Genomic DNA, 22,965 nt, shown 5'->3' with positions numbered 1-22,965 from the left:
GTAATGACTCAGCAAACAATGGCAAGGCACGTAGCTTAATGATCCATGTATTTAACTTAGATAATACTCATGCGAGTCAATCGTCCTTTTCATTCGGCGTACCGCTACCGCAAGGTACTTTTTGGCCGGAACAAAACTTACAGTTAGTAGATGAAAGTGGACAAGCCTTAGTCGCTAGCATTCACCCTACCGCCTTGTGGCATGACAAATCAATACGCTGGTGCTTGATTGAAAGCCAAGCGCCAGATAGCGTATCGATGATAGATAGTCCGCAGGCGCCAGGTAAAGACAAAGCACAACCAAGCATACGCTGTTTTATTACCAGCACGAATGCCAAGATGTTTCGCAAAGTGGATTGTGCGACAAAGCACGATAAGTACTTTGAGTTAAGTTCGAAAGAAAAGAAACTGCGTGTCGACAAACACAGCGCGCTGCACTTTCAAGAGTGCAATTATCGAGACAGCAGTGAGCAGGCCGGTGCAAACAGTCTAAGGTCACACCTTTTGCTTCAAACCGTCGGCTATAGGCACAACATAGAAGCCTTAGATTCAAGTTCCTTTACTCGCAGTGCCAATACTGGTGAGCCTATCTATGCGCAACTTGAGCAAGCGTTTCGAATTCAACTTGCCAATTCGCCTAAACATCTGCAGCTTTATCTTCAATATCAACTTGATTACATAAGCAATGCACTCACACTGCGTTTGTCACTGCATAATCCTATGCCAATAGTACAAGAAGGCGGTCAGTGGGATTTAGGCAATCAGAATAGTGTAGAGTTGTCACAATTTGGGCTTGTGTTGGAGTGTCCGGGGGCAGAGTTAAGCGTATCTTGCATCGATGAAGCAAATAGTGGCACAGCAACTAATAATGACACCGAGTTTGAACCCTACGAAAGCTGGTCTGTACTAATAGAAAACAGTGGTGGCGACAATTGGCAATCAAAAAACCATGTCAATAAACACGGCCAAATCAAGCTAGGTGAACGCGGTGCACTACTGACCCAAAGTACTAACGGCGATGCCGAGCAAACACGTATTATGCGCCCTAAATTTACTTGCGCATTAAAAAATCAAGACACTTCCTATGCCTTGTCTCTTGCGCAAACTTGGGAAGCTTTCCCGCTTAAAGTCTTAGGGGAGTCTGGCAAAATAACGGTAGATTTCGCCCCCAGTGACATAGCTAGCTTTGTCGAATTGCAGGCTGGCGAAATAAAAACGCATACGATCAATATTCAGCTTTCAGGCTCGGTTAATGAGCCTTCAGCTATTGCTCTTCCACTAATGCCCGTGCCAAGCAGCGACCTTTTTTGCGACTCGAATACCATACCGTGGCTTCGAAAAAGCGTTTTAAAAAGCCCCCTAGCACACATCGTCGAAATGGGCTTGAGTGGTGAACGTAATTTCTTCAACAAGCGTGAAGCCTTGGATGAGTTTGGTTGGCGAAATTTTGGGGATATATATGCCGACCACGAAGCCGTTGGTCATAAAGGCGATGATATATTCGTATCACACTATAATAATCAATATGACCCGCTATTTGGCTTCTTAAAACAATGGTTACTTACCGGTGATACCCAATGGAAGCAACTTGCTGACGATTTGTTTGAGCATATAGTTAACATTGATATTTACCATACAACATTAGATAAGCTCGAATACAATGGCGGTTTGTTTTGGCACACTGATCACTACGTTGAAGCTGAAACAGCAACCCATCGAACATACTCAAAGCGCCAACAACAAGGCGTGTATGAGGATCATGCTGGCGGCGGTGGCCCCGGCAGTCATCATTGCTACACAAGTGGTCTAGCGCTTTATCATCAACTCAGCGGAAATATGAAAGCAAAAGAAGCCGTGTTGAAACTAAGCACTTGGATCTCTTACTTCTTCGAGGGGGATGGCACATTACTCGGCACCCTACTTCAGTACCGCAATAAAGCCATTGTGAGAAATCCACTCACTGGCCAATATCCTTTAGATCGTGGTGTAGCGAACTATATCAATGCGCTAATAGACAGCTATGAACTAAGCTCAGACGCACAGTATATTGAAAAGGCATCAAATATTATCTTGCATACATTTAGCCATGAGGATGATATTGCTGAACGAAATTTCGAGGATATAGAAAACACTTGGTACTACATTGTGTTTATGCAGTCAGTTGCCAAGTATTTATGGATCTGCGAGACCGTGTATGGCATCAGTCATGACTATGCCCCGATTAAAAAAGCCTTTCTGCATTATGTTGAATATATCGCGACATCAGAAGTGCCCTACTTGCAAAATAGTGAGCGCCTAGAATATCCAAATGATACCTGGACTGCGCAAGATCTCCGAAAAATTATGGTTCTGAAAGTAGCTGAGCCTTACCTTGTAAGTAACAAAGAACTTCTCGAGAAAGTTGCTGATAAGATAAGAACCCTTACCGAGTATGTTGAAGCGAAACTGATTGAGAGTGAAGAAAAAGACTACACTCGGATACTTGCCTTAATTATGCAAAATAATATGTCGGATAAGATTGAGCCGCGAACCGACACACCCAAGGTCACAGTAGACTACCAAAGTGAGCCCTACAGCTTGTTGGGTTTTGCATGGCGCTTTCTAAAACAATATTCAATCAAGCGCGAAATAAAGCATTTATTCATTCGTTTCCCGCAGCTCAAAGGCAAAAAAACAGAGGCGGCCCAAGCATGATAGAAGTCAATCCAAAGTGCTGTAGCTTTATCATTCCCCATTATGGACGGGAAAAGATGTTAATAGAGACAATTGAGTCTTTGCATCGCTTGAAAACTCAGGTAGCTGGAGATGAGCTTGGCCTTGAAGCGATTATCGTCACCAAAAATGACACGCTTGATTTTGATTTTACCCCTTTACAAGACAAGCTGACGATTAAAGTAATTCATGCACCAATGGACATTACGATATCGGCGCAACGCAACATTGGCTTTCAGAGTGCAAGTGGTGCAGTAGTCGGTTTTCTGGATGCGGATATTGAACTAGCGCCCAATTGGTTAAGCCAGTTGTATCCAATGCTGAATGACAATACGAAACTGGTCAGTGCGGTACAAGTTGCTTCTGATGGTGCCAGTCCGCTGGAAATTCTGCGGACCGAATTGAGTAACGCCCATGTAGATTGCACAGTCGAATTTTTACCGGGTAGAAACTTACTGATGAAGCGCGAAACATTTATAGAATCAGGAGGTTTTCCCGAACACCTAGTCACTTGTGAAGACTACGTATTTACCCAAAAAGTAGGTGAACAAGGTGACTTGTACTACACCACAGCAAGTACTTATGTGCACTTAGGAGAGGATAAGGTATTTTCAGAAATGGCCAAAAAGGAAATTTGGCGTGGCCAGTCAAACTTAGCGTCATTGAATGGCAGGAAGATAGGTCTTTCTGAATACCCTAGTTTTATTGCCCCGCCGATGTTTACTTTTGGCTTGGTATTTGCGCTTATGTTTAGCCTTTTATCATTGCCAAGCTTAGCACTATTCAGTTTGCTCGCTAGCCTAGGTGTGTTGAGCTTGTATACCTTAAGACTTTATCGCTTAGCGCGACCAAAAATCAGCTTATTCACAGTGATTAAATTTTATGCTCTGTATTTTCCAGCCAGAACTTGGGGTACAATTCTGGGCCTTCTTAAACCTATTGCAACGAGTAGTCACACTTGAAAACACCGTCGAGAAATATGCATATACTTCAATTTATTTGTTCTACTGGTTTCTACGGTGCAGAGCGTTGGATTTTGGCTCTTTGCAATAATACGGTCGATAAGAACGTAAAATACAGTTTAGCGGTGACTGATGAAGCGGCCTCTCAGAACTTAGAAATAGCCAGACACTTCAAGCGAGACTGCGGTGACGTTTACGAATTGCCAATGGCGCACAAATTTGACTTTAAGGCAGTGAGTAGACTTGCCGAATACATCAAAGCCAACAACATTGATGCAGTGCACACTCATGGCTACAAATCAGACATACTTGGCGTACTAGCGGCCCGTAAAGCCAAAGTACCCGTTATCGTTACCCCGCATGGCTTTGAAAATGCGAAAGACTTCAAATTGCGTTTATTCATTTGGCTAGGTTGCCAAGCCATGAAGTACGCAGATCATGTTGTGCCACTGTCACCACAATTGGTGAAAGACGTCGAAGCATACAATATCGAAAAGCCACAACTGGTGTACATCCAAAATGGTGTTGATTTGTCTGAAGTAGAGAAATTCAAACAAAAACCCATGGCCCTTGAGAAAACTAAAAAGCGCGTGGGCTTTATTGGGCAAATGATCAGCCGCAAAAATATCAAAGACCTACTTGATGTATTTGATGCTCTGCACCAAAAAATGGACGATCTTGAACTCATCTTGCTGGGTGATGGTGAGTCAAGAGAAGAGTTAGAAACCTACACACAGACCTTGTCGTCAAAAGCAGACATCCACTATTTAGGTTATAGGGATGACCGCTTAGACTATTTAAAAAGCTTTGATCTTTTCGCTATGACCTCTACCCTTGAGGGGATCCCAAGATGTTTGATGGAAGCCTGCGCAATGGAAACCCCTGTTGCAGCCTATGATATTGCAGGTATTGATCAACTGATTACCAACGAACAGACTGGCTTACTGTCGCCTTTGGGCGACAAAGAGCATTTACTAGCGGCTTGGGAAAAAATACTCAACGACCAAGACTATGCAAAACAATTAGGTAAGAACGCGTGTGATTACGTAAACGAGCATTACTCTGCCAAACGAATGGCGGATGAATACGTTACTCTGTTTAACGACGTATTGGACAACAAGGAAGTGACATAGTGAAAACAAAACCCGAACTCGTCTTTATCTTGACGATAGATACCGAAGAGGAATGGGACTGGGATGGTCCCTTCCCCGAAAAAGACTTTTCGGTCAAAAATTTAGTCAAGATCCCTGCTTTTCAAGATTTTTGTAACGATAAAGGCATTCGCCCTTGTTATTTCGTCGATTATGCAGCTGCAAAAGGCGCTGCAGAGAACAAGGTTTTTGCTCAGGCAATAAAGGATAATACATGTGAACTCGGCGCTCACCTTCACCCTTGGGCAAACCCTCCTTTTTTCGAAAAGCCCAACGAAGCAAACTCTCATGTGGTTAACTTACCTATTGAACATGTCGAAGCTAAACTAGACGAGCTCGTGTCGGTTTTTGTGAATGAATTCGACTATCAACCCACTTCATTCCGCACAGGCCGCTGGGGAATATCTGCCGACATTATGCAGCTACTTTGGAGCAGAGGCTTCACGGTTGATTCAAGCGTGTACCCTTATTACTCAAACGAATTTTTCACCTGCCAAGGTTCCCCAATTGGTGCCTACTGGCCAGACGCACAAAATGTCCTGAGCGCCGGTGAGCAGCGTAATATAATGGAAATTCAGGCATCGGTTGGCTTTAACCGTAGTGCATTTTCGCTATGTGACAAAGTTCACGAGCTTGCCGCGTCGGCTCCGTTAAAATATTTAAGAAGCGTCAGCTTTTTATGGCACACCCATTTGCTGCGCAAAATATATATGAGCCCAGAAGTGATGGAAGCAAAAGATATGGTTTCGCTCGCCCATAAGACTTACAAGAATGGTGCAAGCTATATCAATCTGTTCTTTCACAGCTCGAATCTTATCAAAAACGGGACAGGGTTCTTCAATGTGGAAGACCCATTCAACGAAATATGCAGCCGCGTAAGCGCAGTAATTGACGCATTATCTGAAGACTATCAGTTGAACTTTATGACTCTAAAAGAAGCGCAAGTCTACTTCGCTCAAAACCCAAAAATGTTACAGCGCTCATGATTGAAATAAAACGACTAAACGACACACATCAAGCCATATGGGACAACTATGTTGACCAATGTGATGAGGCAACGCCATACCATCGCTTTGCTTGGGGCCAAGCAGTCAAAGCAAGCTATGGGTTTGATACTCATTATTTAGGGGCGTTTGAGGGTGATAAGTTAGTTGGGGTTTTGCCTCTGGTTGAAATGAAAATTCCATTAAAAGGAAATTCATATGTTGCGGCACCCTATTGTGATGCTGCTGGGCCTTTGGCAGAAAGTCAGAGTGTTGTAGACGCTTTAAGAACAGCAGCTGTAGAGGTTTCAACTGACACTAACTCGCCTCTTGAAATACGTAATGCTAGCAACGTCATAATTGCCCCTGAAAAGCTAATAGGTAGCGAAAAAGTAAGAATGCTACTTAATTTAGAAGCTGATGCTGAACAGCAAATGGCAGCCTTTAAATCGAAACTCAGAAGCCAAATCAGGAAGGCCGAGAAAAACGGCTTGAATGCTGGAGTGTTTCGCTTTGAATCCTCCGCAAAGTTTGAAGAAAAGTTAGCGCAGTTTTATGAAGTAATTTCATTAAATATGCGCTCTCTCGGCTCCCCAGTCCACTCAAAAGAGTGGTTCAAGCAAGTACTTAAAAACTATCAAGACAAGGCTTATTTAGCTTTGGTATATAGCGATAATGTTGCGGTTGGAGGCGGTATCGTGCTACTTAATGGCAACGCAGCTTCTATTCCTTGGGCTTCTACAAAATCAGACTACAATCGATTAGCTCCGAATATGTTGCTTTACTGGACAGTAATTAGTGAAGCAATAAATAGTGGTGCTAGCACATTTGATTTTGGGCGTTCAACTGCTTTTGAAGGGACTTACAATTTTAAAAAGCAATGGGGAGCAAGTCCAAGCTATCTAGATTGGCAAAGCTATAAGGATGGTACTGAACAGCCTGAATCTGCTGAAAGCAAAAATGGAAAGTTGCGCCAGCTAGTCGAAGCTATCTGGAAAAAGCTCCCTTTGGGCTTGGTAAACGCACTTGGGCCTAAAATTCGTAAATATGTGAGCTTATAATTGGAACAGACCAAACTTACTAACACTCAGGCAACCAAGAAAAAAGTACTGCATATTACTTATGACATGCGCATAGGCGGTACAGAAATGGTGATAAAAAATATCATTGAAGGTAATGATGGCAGTGTTGAAATGTCAATTTTCTGCATTGAAGAACCTATTGGGCCTTGGGGAAAAGACTTACAGGACGAAGGTTATAGTATTCACTCCAAAGCAAGAGAGAACGGGTTCGACCGTTCGTTGATAACTGCAATTAGAAAGCATGTCAGAGCCCATGAAATTGATATCATTCATTGTCATCAATATACACCCTGGGTTTACGGTACATTGGCAGTATTGGGCCTATCGACGAAAGTGATTTTCACTGAACATGGCCGTTTTTACCCTGATGTGAGTAGTTGGAAACGACGCTTCGTTAATCCTATTCTCTCAATGATGACAGACCGTATTACGGCTATTTCTGAGGCGACGAAAGAGGCATTAGTTGAATATGAATTTTTAAAGCGTAGTAATATAGAGGTTGTTTATAATGGCATTAAAGCGCTTCAAGTTGATTTAGGTGAAATAGAACAAGTTCGGCAACAGCACAAGCTCAAGGGTGGTGATTTTGTATTCGGTACTGTTGCGCGACTTGACCCAATAAAGAATCAGAAAATGATGCTTAATGCATTTGCAAGGGTATTAGAGAAACGAGCTGATGCTAAACTATTCATTGTAGGTGATGGCGAGTTGATGGATGAACTAGAACAACAAATTCAAATACTCGATATTGCAGATTCTGTGGTTTTGACTGGCTATATTCCCTACCCCAAAGCATACTTAGCAATGTTCGACGTATATTTACTTTCAAGTTTAAGTGAAGGCACATCCATGACTATCCTTGAAGCAATGTCTCTTGCAAAACCCTCTATTGTTACTGATGCAGGGGGGAATAGTGAGGTGATATTGAATAAAGTGTCAGGTTTAGTTACTGAAAACAATAGCGAGAAAAGCTTTAGTAATGCGATGCTAAGCTTAATAAATGATACCGATACGACGCTCACTTTTGGACAGAATGCTTTACGTCAATTTTATGAGAAATTCGAACAGAAAAAAATGGTCAATAACTACCTAGAAATTTATGCCAAATGCTAAAAATTTTGTAAGCCGTTTTATAAAAATTGAGCATATCGAACTTATTTAGTTGAAGAATAATATGTCTGCGTTACAGCGTCATGAAGGAAGGAATTAATATTTTGCGCTACTCAATAGTTATGTTTGCCTATAATGAAGAAAATAATATTGAACGCTCGCTATCGAGCATATATGAGAACGTAGATGAGAATCTTAGTCAAGTTGTTGTAATTGCAAATGGATGCACCGACTCTACTGTAGACATTCTAAACAAGGCTAGTCGAGATAACCTTTTCCCAAGACTCCGTGTCGTAGAGATTCAGCTAGGCGACAAATGTAATGCATGGAATGAGTATGTTCACAATATCTCCTGTGATGAAGATGTGCATTTTTTTACTGATGCCGATGTGCAATTTACTGCCGACGCGTTCAATCAAATGACACAAACGCTTCTTGATTCCAAAAACGCGACCGCTATAGCCGGACTGCCTTTCTCTGGCAGAAATATGGAAGTTTACAGAGAGATGGTTACTCAACAGCATTTACTTTTTGGAAATTGCTACGGACTAAAGAATAAATTTTTGCAGCTTGTGAGAGATAAAAATTTTTACCTTCCTAAAGGTTTGGGTTGGATAGATTCAGCTATAACTAAAATTGTCAAAAGAGATATTGAAGATATAGATTTACCTATTCATGAAAGGGTGACTTTTAATATCGATTGCGGTTATTTTTTTGCCAAGCTCAATTATTTTAAATTAGCGGATATTAAACTTTACATAAATAGGATTTCAAGATATTCGACCGGTAAACTCCAACAAACCCACTTAGAAAAGATTAGCTTCTTAGAATGGCCCAGAGACTTAAATGAAATAAACCAAAGAATCTTAAGGGATATAAAATCTGGTACTGTTAAAGTAAATCCACTGTTAAAGAAGCGCATAATTAAACGTTTAAAGAAAAAGATATAGAGAAGTAAATTCTATGGAAAACATGCAAAAACACATGAAATCACTGCCAATTTTTGTAATGGGAACACAGAGGTCAGGAACGACTCTTCTGACTCGAATTCTATCTGCGCACAAGAAAATATTTGTGCAGAATGAGGCAGAATTACCAATAATATTTAATGGTGAGACAGAACCATCAAAGGTTACTTCGAATATAAAGGCTGAAATATTAAGACATGATGATATTGATATCGACAAATTATTAAGTGATGGATATAAAATTTGGGGATTAAAAGACCCTCAGCTTACGGAGCATATAGAAGTACTAAAAAACTTCCTTCCTGACACTAAATTTATCATTATTCTGAGAGACGGACGAGGTGTAGCCAATTCCTACATTGAAAATAAATGGGGTCTTGGTACTAACGTATATACCGGAGCGCAGCGATGGAAAAGAGAAGTGAGACAACAAATAGAATTTATGAATTCAATGCCTGAGAATTTCTTCTTTATCAAGTTCGAAGACATGGTCGGGGATCTTGAATCATCAATGAGAAATATATGTAACTTTTTAAATATCGACTTTGACGAGGAGATGCTAGATTACAATAATAAAGAGAGTTTTTATGAAATAAAAACAGAAAATAGACATACGTTTAAAAAACCGGATATGAAATTGACAAAGAAGTGGCAGCAGAAGCTGAGTAAATTTGAAATTAGTGTCATAGAAAATGTCGCCGGCGACGTGCTGGATGAATTTGGCTATGAACGGTTGGGTAATACGATCAAGCTATCAAAACTAAGAATATTTTACTACCAGATTCATCAGGCTATACTTGGTGAAATACAATTGCAGTACAAATGGCGCAGGCACAGGTTTTTTGAGTTCTTTAAAAATCTTAAAAGAAAATAGTTTCGTAATTTTCCCTCACTTTTGTTAGCGAGCGTTGCAGAAATTGCTTCCGACGTAACAATTTTTCAGTTTTTATAGTCAAATGCGGAAATAAAAGATGTTTCACAAATCAAGAATAAATTACTTTGTCTTTAGCTAAGCTTGCTCTAAAGAGCTCATTAATACTGGTCATTACGAAGTTTTCTGAAAAAACTTTGGGACTAATAAGTACTCTTATTCTAGCTAGAATATTGGTACCTGAAGACTTTGGAATTGTCGCCATATCATTATTGGTTATATATTTTATGGCAACAGTTTCTAATAGCGGCGGAAAAGAATACATTGTTAGAAAAGATGATGTTGACCAAGACGACATAGATACTTTTTGGACTCTTAATATATGTTTGAAGGTTGCGATCTATCTGTTAGTTTTACTGCTTACTCCATTGATTGTTAATTTTTACGACGATAACAGGCTTCAAAGTCTTTTACCTGTATTAGCTCTGAGCCTTCCAATAGCTGCGCTAGTCAATCCAGCTACCGTTATTTGTCAGAGAGAGCTTAATTATATCCCGATACTAAAAATTGATGTTATTAGAAAGCTGGTATCAATTACTATAGCCATAAGCATAGCTATCTACTTCGAAAGCTATTGGGCTTTAATATGGAGCCATTTGGCTTCCAATATTACTCATGTTTTATGCTCATATATATTCTTAAAGTACTCGCCGTCACTTACTTTGATTAACATTAAAAAGCAATGGGGATTCAGTCAATGGATGTTGTATAGAAGTGTACTGGGGTATTGTAGGTCTCAGCTTGACACAATACTTGTCAGTGCATTTTATTCACCCTCATCTCTCGGCGGCTTTCATATTAGCAAGTATATTTCTAATATGCCTGCAACAGATTTTTTTGGCCCAGCACTTGAGCCTCTGTTAGCGTCTTTCGCTCGAAATAAAGACAATGTTGATAACTTCAAGCATCAGATTACATTAACTGTCTTAGTGATTGCAGTTACAGTTATACCCTCAACCGCATTTATTTATTTTAATGCAAGTACAATCGTAGATTTAGTATTAGGGGACAAATGGTCAGAGTATTCAAGCTTGTTCGGTGTTTTATCATTACTAATAATTCCGCATTCTCTTGCTTACTTAGGCTCAACAGTAATGACTTCTATGGGGCGAGTCAATGTACTATTTTACTATGACTTATTAACTCTATTATTAATGGGAGTAGTTTTGTACTTACTAAAAGAGAGAACTTTAGAATACTTTACATATGGAAAATTTTTAGTAGAGATATTTATGGTCACTATACTTTTATTAATTGGAAATATAAGAATCTTTAAGAAGAATACAATATCGATATTCTTTTACTTGATAATACCAAGCTTTCTTTCATTCACATTGGCTTATTTGTTAGGCCATTTGGTGCTTGAGGTTCCAAGTTTTATTAAGTTATCCATTCTATTTTTTGTTTTTCTATTTTGTTGGGTTCTTGTTTGTATACTAATGTTTGTTCTTTTTTTGCGACAGAATCATTCTGCGAACCACCTAAAGCATATAATAATGGGTATACTTAGAAAGTGTGTGTCTTTAGTTTGGAATATCTCCCCAAAGCATAAGTTTAAATGAACAGCTATAACGCAGCGCGTCGCTTCTTCGTTTTATCAAATTTCTCTCTGTAATTAATGAATGTGACTTCTACTATTCTATATAGAAATTCCGATGCTATTAATGATATGGCTAATGCAGCGGAGTAATAGACCAATAATGAATCTGAATCGATAATTCGTTTGCACACAGCAAGTGCATCTGGATGTAAAAGGTAAATTGAATATGACCTTGTAGAAATATGCATAATGATATTATGGAAAAACGGTAAGGACTCAACTGGCGAAATAGCCGCTTTAAGTAATAACCCTGCAAATATAATAGCGAGCATCAACTTTGAAGGATCAACATAGTTCTCGAAAGGGGGAAATGCCCTAAATACAAAAAAAGATACATACAATAATATTGAACATATACATATAGGAGTAGCATACCGAGCAATTCGGTCCCAAAAGGCCCGTTGTCTTCTGTAAATGAAAGCCAAATAAACTCCCATGATACAGCAGTCGAGTCTTACATGAGTCTCTAACCCTGTGCTAAATAGTTCAAAAAACCTAAAGACGCTAGGTAAAACCAAGATAGTAAAAAGCACAAAAGATTGAGTTTTGACAGAGCTAATTTTAACGACTAGTAATATGAAGGGTGCGATGAAAAGGTAGAACTGCTCCTCCAAAGCAAGTGACCAGCTAACAGTAAAATAACTTAGATGAAAATAGTTTTGTAAAAATAGAAAGTAAGGCAAAGGACTAGGGACTGACTCTTTGGTCAAATACAACTGACACAAAGTAAATAACAATACAGTGAAGTATGCTGGGAGCGTTCTCATCCACCTTCGGTACCAAAATCGCTTTAACTCTATGTTCCCAAACTTCTCCTGCTCCCTAAATAATTGTGACCCTATCAGCCAACCAGATAAAAGAAAAAATAAGTCAACGCCTGTACCACCAAACCCTAATAGAGTATTAAAAACCTCTGGACCATCAAAGCTTTTGGCGGTATGAGCGGTGAACACCAACATAATAGCTAGAGCTCTCAGCAAATCTAAATAATAAACTCTATTAGAAACGTCAATTAAAGAGTTATTTGAAAATTTCATTCTTGAAGCATTCCTTTTTGCGATATATCTGACCTCTGTAGCTAAGAAAAATCCTTACCGTTTCGATTGTACAAGGATTTATACCAGAGAATTATCTGCAGGCTTTTTCAATGTATTGCTACTGGTTAAAACTTTTTTAAATATAAATATCTTGACCGCATTCAACATCAAAATGAAGTAAAAAGCTTCAAATATAATAAGATCTAAGAAAAGTGCACCTACAAAGTAGGCGGTGAGGGCTGCCGCACAGCTCTTATCCACAAAATCCAATACTGGGTATAGATATATATTATTTTCCTTACAGAATTGAAAGTTTTTATAATTCAGCCAGAAAAGACTCAAAAATAACAAACCAACCGGAAGGCCAGTATTAGCCGAAAAATTTATAAATGTGTTATGGGCTACGTGAACAGACTCCCCGGGATAAAGAGTTTCAGATGCCATCAAAAAGCGCTGTGGCCCAGCACCTAAGAGAGGGTAGTCTAATATTAATTTTTTACCTACTTTCCAAGATATTATCCTTGGATTTATCGGTTCTTCCGAGCCGCTAATTACACGCTCATTTGTTTCAGCAGCCCTGTTCAAAATTACTCCACCTTGAATCAAAACGCCAGCAACCAATCCAGACAGTATTAGTTTTCTGAAAAAATTAACTTGTTTCAGTTTAGTTAAATTAACGAAAGACTTTTTATGGCTTATTAAAATTTTCATTGTGAACATCGTTGTAACAACAAGGGCTATTAAAGCTCCTCTAGATCCAAATAAAAATAAACTATGCCAAATCAGAGGGATTGAGAGCAAACAAATGATCTTCAAGAGCGTTTTACTAACATAGAAGTACCCAATCAAAAGAATTGGCATTCCCATGACTATCAGTATTGAAAGTGCGTTTTGATCTCCTATACTAGTGCCCGCGGGGCTGTTTAATCGACCATTCGTGAATAAATACCAATTTTCTCCAAAGTAATTTGCGTTCGCCCAGTAGGCATAATAGACAGTAATCAGTCCAAACATTAGGCTCATAGCAATAAAAGCTTTCTCATAGCTTTTAACATTACTTAACACGCCGAGACCAACAAAGTACATAATAATAATTGTATCTAATGCGCTCAATACTATCTGGGAAGAAACATCGGCAATATAGATTGGAAAAGGACTGAGTAAATCAGATAAATGAAATAGAACCCATATTAAAAAAATAGCAAGGCTCTGTTTAGAACGATAAACACCTACCGATACCTTCCCCCAAAAAGCTGATATTATAAGCGCTAGTATTGCGAAGATTGCCAGTATTTTTGAAACCGATATAGAAAAAGTAGGAAATGACCAAGGCCAAATATATTGAGGCTGCATGATTCCGTTTAAATAATAAATAAGCAAGGGAACCCAAGGCGAAAAAAGGATCGAAAGACATGAGTATGCCAGAAGCAAATATACAATTATTTTTATCAAAGTTGGGATCTATAATTTAGTGCCTATATGTCACGATTGTAGAGACATAATTACCTGGCGTAAACAGAATATAATCAAAATAGAAGCTCAATTAGAAAAGCAACCGGCTAGTTGACAGTTGCTTTTTCGCAATGCAATTGAAGTTCAAAATTTTTGACTATTCAATCAAAAACCTGGCAGTTTGAATATTTGTATTCCCATAATTATCCTGCACCTCGACTTTCAAAATGTATGAATTTCCACTTTGCACTGAGCTCATTTCAAACTCGACGACATTATTCGCAGACCTTACATAGTTTGAAATAGTTTGTTCAGTCTCGGCGCTGTCTAGAGGAATTATAGTTATCGATAAGGAATTCCAATCTATACCCGACATTGCATCATTAAACCCAATACTGGCATTTTTATCAAAATTACTACCAGTGATTGGTTTAGAAATGTTAATTATGGGTAGTTGATAGTCATCTGTATATCTAAACCCAACACCTCCGTCAATTTCGAGCTCTGGGAAATCAATGGGGGAGCCCAAATCGATCCAACGTGCGATCGTCCTTTTATCATCATCTGTAAGTTGTAACGTCGGATGCTCATTAGGGTAATCTACATCGTCATCTCTTTCCTCGTTACTTCTGCCATCAAGGCGTTTCCCCCAAGCAACCCACGTCAGCAAGCTTTGTCGAGCTTGTGGCGTTCTTATATATTTACTAACCTGCGGGTAAGAATATTCGTTATTCGTATCCGAAGTTAGTGCGTCAAAGGCATCTTTTCCTTCGACGCTGTCATCTAAAATCAGGCCAGGCGCACTTCCACTGGCTGTATGACATGCAGCGCAATGATTTGTTAAGATAGGAGCTACGTCTCTTGTGAACTCAACTCCTAACGTGTATCCCGGTTGCTTTTTAACTACGCCTGCATCTGCTAATATTGGAACGTCGCCAAGCGTGAGGTCCCAGATACCATTTTGGATAATTGGATCCGAAAGATCTAAACCTCCAACTATTTCAATGGGAACATTACTACCAGCCTGAGTGCTTTCGAAATCTAAAGGATCCACAGAGTGTGCGTGGCATCCACCACAATCGACCCTTTTTTCACCTGACTTTAAGCCTCTCCAGGTTAGCTCGCTTACTAATGTCATTCCGTTTGAGTCTATTGTTTGGATGAGAAAAGGCGTATCCGAAGGTATTTTAGCGATCCAAGATGTATCCGGGTTCCCCTGTTCATCAATAGTTTCTTTATTTGTGAGCGGGAACTCTCCAAGAATCTCCCAACGCTCCTGATGAAGAGAGCCGTATCTAGCAACTACGCTATGTAATCTCGTATCTTCCAAATGCCTTTTGATAGTATTCCAATCGTCTGCGTTAGCTCCTTTTTTAATTGGCTGTGTAAATGGCCTAGGGGGCGTTGTTATAATTCTAACTCCATATATATCGTCATTATTAAAAACGCCAGCTTCCGCTCCCTCAATTCGCCAGTTCCCATCATTTTGGATGCGACCTGTTTTAGGGCTAAACGGATCGGGCTTATCTTCATTTAACCCTTCTCGATTTAGCATCGATGACGAACCAACAATTGCGGCAGCTTCGCCCTCCTCTATCCTGCTGTCTAAATCTTGAACTGGAATATAATCTGGCTTTTCCTGTCCGAAGATATCGTAGTAACTCGCCACTACACGAGGCCATATTTCATTATAATTAGGGTCATCCTTAATCTTAACTAACTCGGATGGATCGGTAATAACTGTGTTCGCAGCGTCTTTAATCAAATAAATACCGGCTCTAAGCGCTTCGCAAAGGTAAACTTCAACGTCGCACGCTGGGGCGAAATGATTGACGGCTCCTGTCGAGTACGAAACCAAAAGGTCCCCTCTAACGGATGCTGAAGGCATAGAATACTTACCTGAAAGATCTGGCGCAGGTCTATCAAGAGAGATTGTATGTGGAGTGATCGATTGTGTCCCTTTTCTGTCAAACTCTCTAGTACTGATCGTTATGTTTTGTTCACCCCAAGTATACTTTTGTCCTACGCGCTCACGCTGAAAGTCAGGTCCATCAGAAGCAATAGGGTACTTCATAAGAATTCCAAACCCATAATCAAATGAAGGGTAATAATAGGCAGAAACAATACTATCATTTGATAATTGAGTTGCGAAATGATCGAGGTTGCTGTGATGCTCATGAGGCTCAGTAAACTGTTGAAGATTACTACCATCAGGATAGACTGTGAATAAAGACGTCATAGAATAGCTATATTTCGTTGCTACATCCTGCCAGGTCGAGAATAATATGCGACCATCTTTAAGCTGAAATGGATGCTGAACCATATGCAGACTGCCCGTTTCTAACTGTTTAAGGTTTGATAGCTCTTTCGTTGTGGCAGTTCCATCGTGATCGTCCATTACGAATAGTTGTTGCACACTTCCTCTTACTACTGCATCTGGTCCCGGTCTAAATGTACTAAAAGACGATCTATTCGACGTAAACACAATCCTACCATCAGCGAGAGGCGCTGGAGCCATATCACGGATTCCTCGGACACTGCCTTGATCATCAGAAGATAAATCATTGTGAGCATAAAGAGGGGAATCAAACCCATCGTCAAAAGTAAGACGAATTGGAGTATAATCTGGATCATCTAATCTTATTTTATATATCCAGCTGGCAGATTCTCTCGTAGGCTCCTCAATGAGGGAGTAATAAACGGTCTTTGCGTCAAAAGAAATAAATGGATCCATAACGCTACATTGGTCGCAATCTACAAGTACCACCTCGTTGCCATCAGCTTTCAATAACATTAAGTCAGCGCCACCAGCTATGTCATAAGCGTGTTCGCCCTGAGGGATATCAATGAACAAGTCATCCTCTGTCTCGTTAGGATAACGCACATAAACAATATCGTGAGTAGTATCTTCGCAGGTAACCGATAGGTTATTGACGTTGTTCCCGTTTATTATGCCGCTTGCATTCTCGATTCCACAAGTTTGAGCTTGCGGCTGAGTTTGTACAAATACTTGATAGTTAGAACCGTCAGTAAAACTAGCTTGGAAACTAAATCCTCCGTCGCTATCTATAGTGGCGATATCTCCTAAGTTGGTTTCTAAGATAATTTCAGATTGATTAAGGCCCGAAACTGAACCGCCCACACTAAATAATTCTTCATTTGATTCACAGCTTATAGAAATGTCAGTGACATTCAGGCCGTTTACCGTTCCTGTACCATTGCTTACCGAGCAAGTGTAATCCGTCGGTTGCGTTTGCACAGTAACATCATAAGTCTCATCATCAATTAATAACTGGGTAAAGACAAAACTACCATTTGCAGAAACACTTAGCTCCTCAGTCGCGTTGTTGGCAATAATCACAGGCGACTCTCCCAAACCTGCGACGCTTCCGCCGACAGAATATTCTGTCGGCTCAGGTCCTGGTTCGGGCTCTTCTTCAGTGTTTTCGCATACAACCAACACGTTAGCTACGTCAGCTCCGTTTATAGTTCCGTTTGCATTGCTGATAGCGCAGCTATGGTTCTCAGGTTGAACCGTGAGAAACACTTGATAATTGCTACCATTTTCAAATTGATTGGAGAATGTAAAGTTACCATTTTGCGACACGGTTAACTCTTCAGAAAGACTACTTTGTAAGACAGCTTGTGAACTCTCTAGCCCCTGTATACTGCCTCCGACCGAGTGGTAGGTCACAGCTGTATTGCTCTCTTCACAAGTTACAGAAACATCATTGATATCGTTTGTCCCAATGGTGCCTGAACCGTTTTCGACTTCGCAAGAATAGCCGTTAGGCTGTGTCTTTATAGCGACACTAAAGGTATCACCTTCTGTATATTCAGTAGTGAAAGAAAACTCTCCCTCGCTCTGCAGAGTTACTTCATCCGACATGTTATTTGCTAAAACTATTGGACCATTAGATAACCCAGAAACTACTCCACCCACTTCATATGTGGGGTTTGCCGGTTGTTGCTCAGGTGGCTTTTCAACAATTGGTTGGGTTACTTCTGTTCCTTCATCAGACCCGCCTCCGCAAGCGCTGAGTAGCGCAGTTGCAAGGGATATAAACAGAATGTATGGTACTTTCACAGCTTGCTCCATTTATTGGGAATTCGAACACTAAGCTTTTTCGCGTAGGTATTCGGATGGCTAATATTGAGCGTATATTATTGTATATTCGTTCACCGAAAGTATTATCAAAAGCGGGGTAAAGGTATAAAACCATATATATTAAATAAAGCCCCTCCGGCTTCAAAGAACCTTAATAGTATATTTTTCAAGCGCTTCTCAACCAAGTTCAGCAATAAGCGCGCCACTCTGTTGAGAATAGATTTTTAAATTTTATAGTCCAACGTCACTAATATAGATGCATTAGATGACAGTTATTGTTGGGAAATGTACGATAGAGTTTCGAAAGTAGTTCAGCCCAGAAACTCGTTTCTGCTAGTTATTTTTGTGCATATACCTTTGCCACCACATTTCAAACATCAACATGGACCACAAAACCGTCGCATGGTCTTTCTTTCCCGACAGATGTTCATCCCAAAGTGTGGTTATTTGAGACTCTTTGAAGACCGTTTTTAAACCAATTAGTTCATCGATAAGGTAATGTTGAGCAATTTCTTTAATTTCCTCTCTAAACCATTGCGCTAATGGGACGGAGAAGCCCATTTTCTTTCGATAAAGAATATCGTCACTCAAGAAAGGCTTGAATGCCTCTTTAAGAATGTACTTCTTCTCTTTATCTCTATATTTCATATTGGAAGGAAGGGAGGCTGAAAACTCGATCACTTCTTTGTCTAAAATCGGCGCGCGAACTTCTAATGAATTAGCCATACTCATCCGATCTACTTTAACTAAAATCCCCCCTGTTAAGTAAGTCTTCATATCAGTGTATAAAATCTTACTTAAATGATCGTTGCCATCCGCCTCTGCATATTTTTCTAAGGTTACCGATGATGGGTGGTAAGTATCAAGTTCACTTTTAATCTCAGGCTTTATAAGACGCTTCCAATCTCTGTCCGAAATAAAACTATTAGTGATATAGAACCCCATGGCTGGACTCACACTCAAGCTATTTAATAAATTCGATGCGCGCCTAAAAACAGATATGTTAACTAAGCTAAATAACTTGGAAACGCTAGGAAAAACACCTCTCCTCAACCAATTTGGAAAACGGTTACGGAGCTTATTCTCGAGATCATCTCCTGCATACTTTTCATACCCAGCAAACACCTCATCTCCTCCGTCACCAGCGATAGCCACAGTCACTTTTTGCCTAGCAAGCTCAGAGACGAAAAATGTCGGAACCAATGACGGATCGGCAAAAGGCTCATCGAAATAACTTACTATGTTTTCAAGTGTATCGGCTACGTTTTGATGAACAAGGAGTTCATGATGGTCTGTTTTGTATTGTTCTGCTACCGACTTGGCAAACTCAGCTTCATTGTACTTTTTATTATCAAATGCAATGGTACAGGTTTTTACAGGTGTATCAGAAAGCGATGACATCGTTGCGACAACACCAGATGAGTCAACTCCGCCGCTCAGAAAAGCCCCTAATGGAACGTCACTGATCATGCGCCTTTTTGTTGTTTCTGATAATAAGTGTCGGAGTCTTTCAACGTTTTCTTTTTCACTGTCTTCGTTCGTTTGCGCAAAACTCAAGTCCCAGTATTTGTGAATTGAGAATTGGCTATTCTCAATCACCATATAGTGCGCTGGCGGCAGTTTATGGACGTGTTGAAAAATACTTTTAGGGTCGGGAATGTATTGATATGCAAAGAAATCATGTACCGCATCTAATCGAATCTCTTTTTTGACATCAGGCAGAGTCAATAACGCTTTTATTTCGGAAGCAAAGGCAAACTTAGTAAAACTGTTTTTACCTTCACTAGATTGCGATTCTGCGGCTTCCGTATATTCTGCGGTTTCGGTATAGTAGTACAGCGGCTTTTTACCTAGTCTGTCACGGGCAATCAGCAATTTTTTTGTATTAGTATCCCATAACGCAAAAGCAAACATGCCATTGAGCATATTCAGACAGTCTGTACCGTATTTTTCATATAATCGAATAATGACTTCAGTATCGGTTCCGGAGTGAAAGCTGACACCCTGTTTGACCAATTCCTCTTTCAACTCTAAAAAGTTATATATTTCACCATTGAAGACAATAACAATGCTGTTATCGTCTGAGAACATAGGTTGTTTGCCTGCGTCGGAAAGGTCAAGAATACTCAAACGTCGATGGCAGAGGCCTATTGTCTCATCGAGATACTCACCGTGAGCGTCAGGTCCTCGGTGCGCAATAGCATTGCCCATTTCGACTAATGCCTGCTCGTTTAGTTGTTCGTAATTCTTTGTTACGAAGCCCGCAATGCCACACATAGTTAACCTTTAACTCAGTACTTTATAAAAATAGGGTTCGAATAAGCACTTAGCCTATTCTTTTCAACGGACTCTCGAATGACTCTCGAGCGAACATAACACTGCTCACCTCTCTTCTTATCGAAAATCGGAAATACCACCGACATTGTATCTTGCTCTGGCGGCAATAGCTTGCTTTCAAGAGTTGTTTCTTCGCGGTTACAATTTGAAATTAACTCAAAGCGCAAATAATCCGAACTATACTCAGGGCTCTTCGTTACCGATAGTTCCACTGCGAGTACATTATTGTTGCCGGCTAAATCAATAGTCGCTCCTGGATGAGCGACCTGTTTGCCATCTTGGCTAGTAACAGTTAGTCGGTAATCCTGTAATAACTTTCCATGATCAGCCCAAAAAGTACCTGCTTTTAGGGCTCTAATGATCCCTTCGTAATCTCTTGTTGGCGCGTTTACATGAATACGAGAAAATTCACAAGGAGCGTAATCCATGGAGTCGCTATGATAATCAGAAGACGCGACGGCTGCCCAAATTTGCTCGCCTTCACTCAACAAGCGGTCCCAAGTACCTCCTACTGTCGCGGCGAACGGGTCCCAACGATCAATCGGCATGATCTTAGTTTCATATGAACCGATTGCTTCTTTATTTTGGTGACCAGGAGCGCCGGACACTCCGATAATATGCTGAAAGTTTCTATTCCAATCTTGGATATCTACATAATTTTCATCTTGATCTTTATCTAGATCTTTTCTACTAGGGTGATTATAAATAGCCACGCTATTTAAACCCGCCCCCGGTACTTCATAAATAGAATCTAGCACCGATGAATCCCATTCGGATTTTGGTCTTTCGTCAATGCTTAGTAACGATTTAAAGAGTCCTTGAATAACCGGGTATTCATACTCTGGTAGAGTAAGGATATTTACATGCTCTCGTCCCGAATAAGAGGGCATTTCAACCTCAATCCCACCAAAAACCATCATGACGGGATACTTTTCTCTAACTGCACGAATATCATCAAACCTTGATTGTCTGAAATTATCTATATTGTCTGAGTGGTCAGTGACAGCAAATGCATCGCATCCCTTTATATAAGCTAACTCTGCTAGCTCTACAATATTTAACGAGCCATCTGAGTACGTGGAATGGGTATGGTGGTCAAAGATCAAACGTGGATTATTCATCTTTATCCATGAAGCTTGTCTAACTTTAATTTCACCTGAATCTGCACTGGACCAATAAATAAACGTCCCGAAGACAATCACCAACAAAAACGATGAAATTGCAATCAAGCTACGTTTTGTTTTTGAGTTTATATGGCCTTTGTTTGAAGAACTATCTGCATTTGAACTTTTCATCAATTGCTCTCCGTTAATTACTGCTGTACTTGCTAGTGGCTTATCTTTGTTGTGACTCAAGCTTGGCTTGATCACTTGCTTCAATATAAAAGCGATAAAAACAGCTAACACTAAATCGGTGCTTTCTGGGGTCGAATCAACAAACCGTGTTTGTAGTAGCTCAGTCATTAATAGTGCTGCAACACAAACTAGGGTGCTCATTAGTAAGCGTTGAGACCACAGAAATAATAGCCAGATTGTGGCCCCATAGATAGCTATTTTTTTCGCAAAAACAACAATATTAAAGAGGATATTACCATTCATAGAACCCGTGAATGGTATCCAATTAAACGCCTGTGTTTGTTCACTCAGCACAAATGGGTGAAGTCCATTACTAACAATTTTTATAAGCATCAAGACGGCTAAAAAGCCAATGTTGATACGTCTTCCAAACACACCCCAAACAATCAAAGCATTTATACCCGACACTAAAAGTGTCAAATTGACATTGCTCGAGACGATAATAAATTTCGCAAGTAATACACCAAAAACAATAAAGCTTAAGCGAGGTAAGGAAGCGAATGACGGCACAGCAAGCTTCAAGAGGTAGAATGGCACCAACCAGTATAGAGTACCTTCAACTGTCCAATACCAATCGATTGTGGGGTTACTCAATAACGCTTTTACATTTTGCTTCAGCACATCCAAGTCTATTGAGGGTGCGAAAGGGGCAAGCTCTAGTACTATTATCGATATCGCTAGCACCAAACAAATTTGGCCGTTGATACTTAAAGTCTGAATTGAACGTAAAAACCTTAGTTGAGAAAAGGAATAAAGCACCAAGCCAACAAAATAACCCACCATGTTCCATACTGCATCCCCACCCCATGGTTTTCTGTCTTCAGTAAACAATTGCAAAGCCTGAATCCCATAGGCAAAAACAAAGGTGAGAAGAGCTAAATTAAGCATCTGTATCTTTGTAGTTTGATTTGGAAACACCAGGCGAATAAATAAACCAAAAGGAATAAATAAAACAATATTGGCAATAATATCGGTTAGGCTAGTTTGCCTGACATCAAAATTCAAAAGGGCTTGCAACGACTCTGGAGACATAGAGTTTGCAGAAAAATGGAAGGGGTACAAGGAACCATAAACAATCAAAAAAGCGATAATAAAAAAAATTGATTTCATGTTTTTATGACGGAGAAAAAACGTCCTCCTACTTTCCTTGTATTGTAAATCGGTCTTATGCTTTTGTA

At 40.0% G+C, this 22,965-nt stretch carries 14 protein-coding genes; 9 read left to right on the top strand and 5 right to left on the bottom strand.

Annotated elements, in window-relative coordinates:
• The first annotated feature begins 38 nt into the window (after window positions 1-38).
• The 9 genes from RM556_RS04990 (at window position 39) to RM556_RS04950 (ending at window position 11,460) form a co-directional block, all read left to right on the top strand.
• Window positions 39-2,693: a hypothetical protein gene (locus RM556_RS04990; RefSeq protein WP_311361429.1), complete on the top strand. Its 2,655-nt coding sequence runs from the start codon at window positions 39-41 to the stop codon at window positions 2,691-2,693.
• A complete protein-coding gene (locus RM556_RS04985) occupies window positions 2,591-3,673 on the top strand; it encodes a glycosyltransferase family 2 protein (protein ID WP_311361428.1) in 1,083 nt (360 codons plus the stop codon). The genes RM556_RS04990 and RM556_RS04985 overlap by 103 nt, the downstream gene beginning before the upstream one ends.
• Before the next feature lie 17 nt (window positions 3,674-3,690).
• Window positions 3,691-4,806 carry a glycosyltransferase gene (locus RM556_RS04980; protein ID WP_311361427.1) on the top strand — a complete coding sequence of 372 codons (1,116 nt, stop codon included), beginning with the start codon at window positions 3,691-3,693 and terminating at the stop codon, window positions 4,804-4,806.
• Window positions 4,806-5,810, top strand: a complete 1,005-nt coding sequence (locus RM556_RS04975; protein ID WP_311374015.1) for a WalW protein — start codon at window positions 4,806-4,808, stop codon at window positions 5,808-5,810. The genes RM556_RS04980 and RM556_RS04975 overlap by 1 nt, the downstream gene beginning before the upstream one ends.
• Window positions 5,807-6,868, top strand: coding sequence for a FemAB family XrtA/PEP-CTERM system-associated protein (locus tag RM556_RS04970; RefSeq protein ID WP_311374014.1), 1,062 nt, complete (start codon window positions 5,807-5,809; stop codon window positions 6,866-6,868). The genes RM556_RS04975 and RM556_RS04970 overlap by 4 nt, the downstream gene beginning before the upstream one ends.
• A complete protein-coding gene (locus tag RM556_RS04965; RefSeq protein ID WP_311374013.1) occupies window positions 6,869-8,002 on the top strand; it encodes a glycosyltransferase family 4 protein in 1,134 nt (377 codons plus the stop codon).
• A gap of 80 nt (window positions 8,003-8,082) precedes the next feature.
• On the top strand, window positions 8,083-8,949 hold the full coding sequence (locus tag RM556_RS04960; protein WP_311374012.1) for a glycosyltransferase family A protein: 867 nt from the start codon (window positions 8,083-8,085) through the stop codon (window positions 8,947-8,949).
• Between the two features lie 13 nt (window positions 8,950-8,962).
• Window positions 8,963-9,841: a sulfotransferase gene (locus tag RM556_RS04955; protein ID WP_311374011.1), complete on the top strand. Its 879-nt coding sequence runs from the start codon at window positions 8,963-8,965 to the stop codon at window positions 9,839-9,841.
• A gap of 125 nt (window positions 9,842-9,966) precedes the next feature.
• Complete coding sequence (locus RM556_RS04950) at window positions 9,967-11,460, top strand: oligosaccharide flippase family protein (protein WP_311374010.1); 1,494 nt, start codon at window positions 9,967-9,969, stop codon at window positions 11,458-11,460.
• A gap of 4 nt (window positions 11,461-11,464) precedes the next feature.
• On the opposite strand, the gene RM556_RS04945 is transcribed toward RM556_RS04950, so the two are convergent.
• The 5 genes from RM556_RS04945 to RM556_RS04925 all read right to left on the bottom strand — a co-directional run bounded on the left by RM556_RS04945 (window position 11,465) and on the right by RM556_RS04925 (window position 22,897).
• Entirely contained in the window at window positions 11,465-12,535 is a 1,071-nt protein-coding gene (locus RM556_RS04945) for an acyltransferase (protein WP_311374009.1), read from the bottom strand.
• A gap of 78 nt (window positions 12,536-12,613) precedes the next feature.
• Entirely contained in the window at window positions 12,614-13,888 is a 1,275-nt protein-coding gene (locus RM556_RS04940; RefSeq protein WP_311374008.1) for an O-antigen ligase family protein, read from the bottom strand.
• Between the two features lie 256 nt (window positions 13,889-14,144).
• Entirely contained in the window at window positions 14,145-18,074 is a 3,930-nt protein-coding gene (locus tag RM556_RS04935; protein ID WP_311374007.1) for a hypothetical protein, read from the bottom strand.
• Window positions 18,075-18,428: 354 nt separating this feature from the next.
• A complete protein-coding gene (gene asnB, locus RM556_RS04930; RefSeq protein WP_311374006.1) occupies window positions 18,429-20,372 on the bottom strand; it encodes an asparagine synthase (glutamine-hydrolyzing) in 1,944 nt (647 codons plus the stop codon).
• 14 nt (window positions 20,373-20,386) lie between these two features.
• Window positions 20,387-22,897: a VanZ family protein gene (locus RM556_RS04925; protein ID WP_311374005.1), complete on the bottom strand. Its 2,511-nt coding sequence runs from the start codon at window positions 22,895-22,897 to the stop codon at window positions 20,387-20,389.
• Window positions 22,898-22,965: the final 68 nt, after the last annotated feature.

This window comes from Alteromonas sp. W364 (assembly GCF_031846205.1).
Lineage (GTDB): Bacteria > Pseudomonadota > Gammaproteobacteria > Enterobacterales > Alteromonadaceae > Glaciecola > Glaciecola blandensis.
Note: the sequence above shows the minus strand (reverse complement) of the source record. Positions and strands in the feature narration are given on the sequence as shown.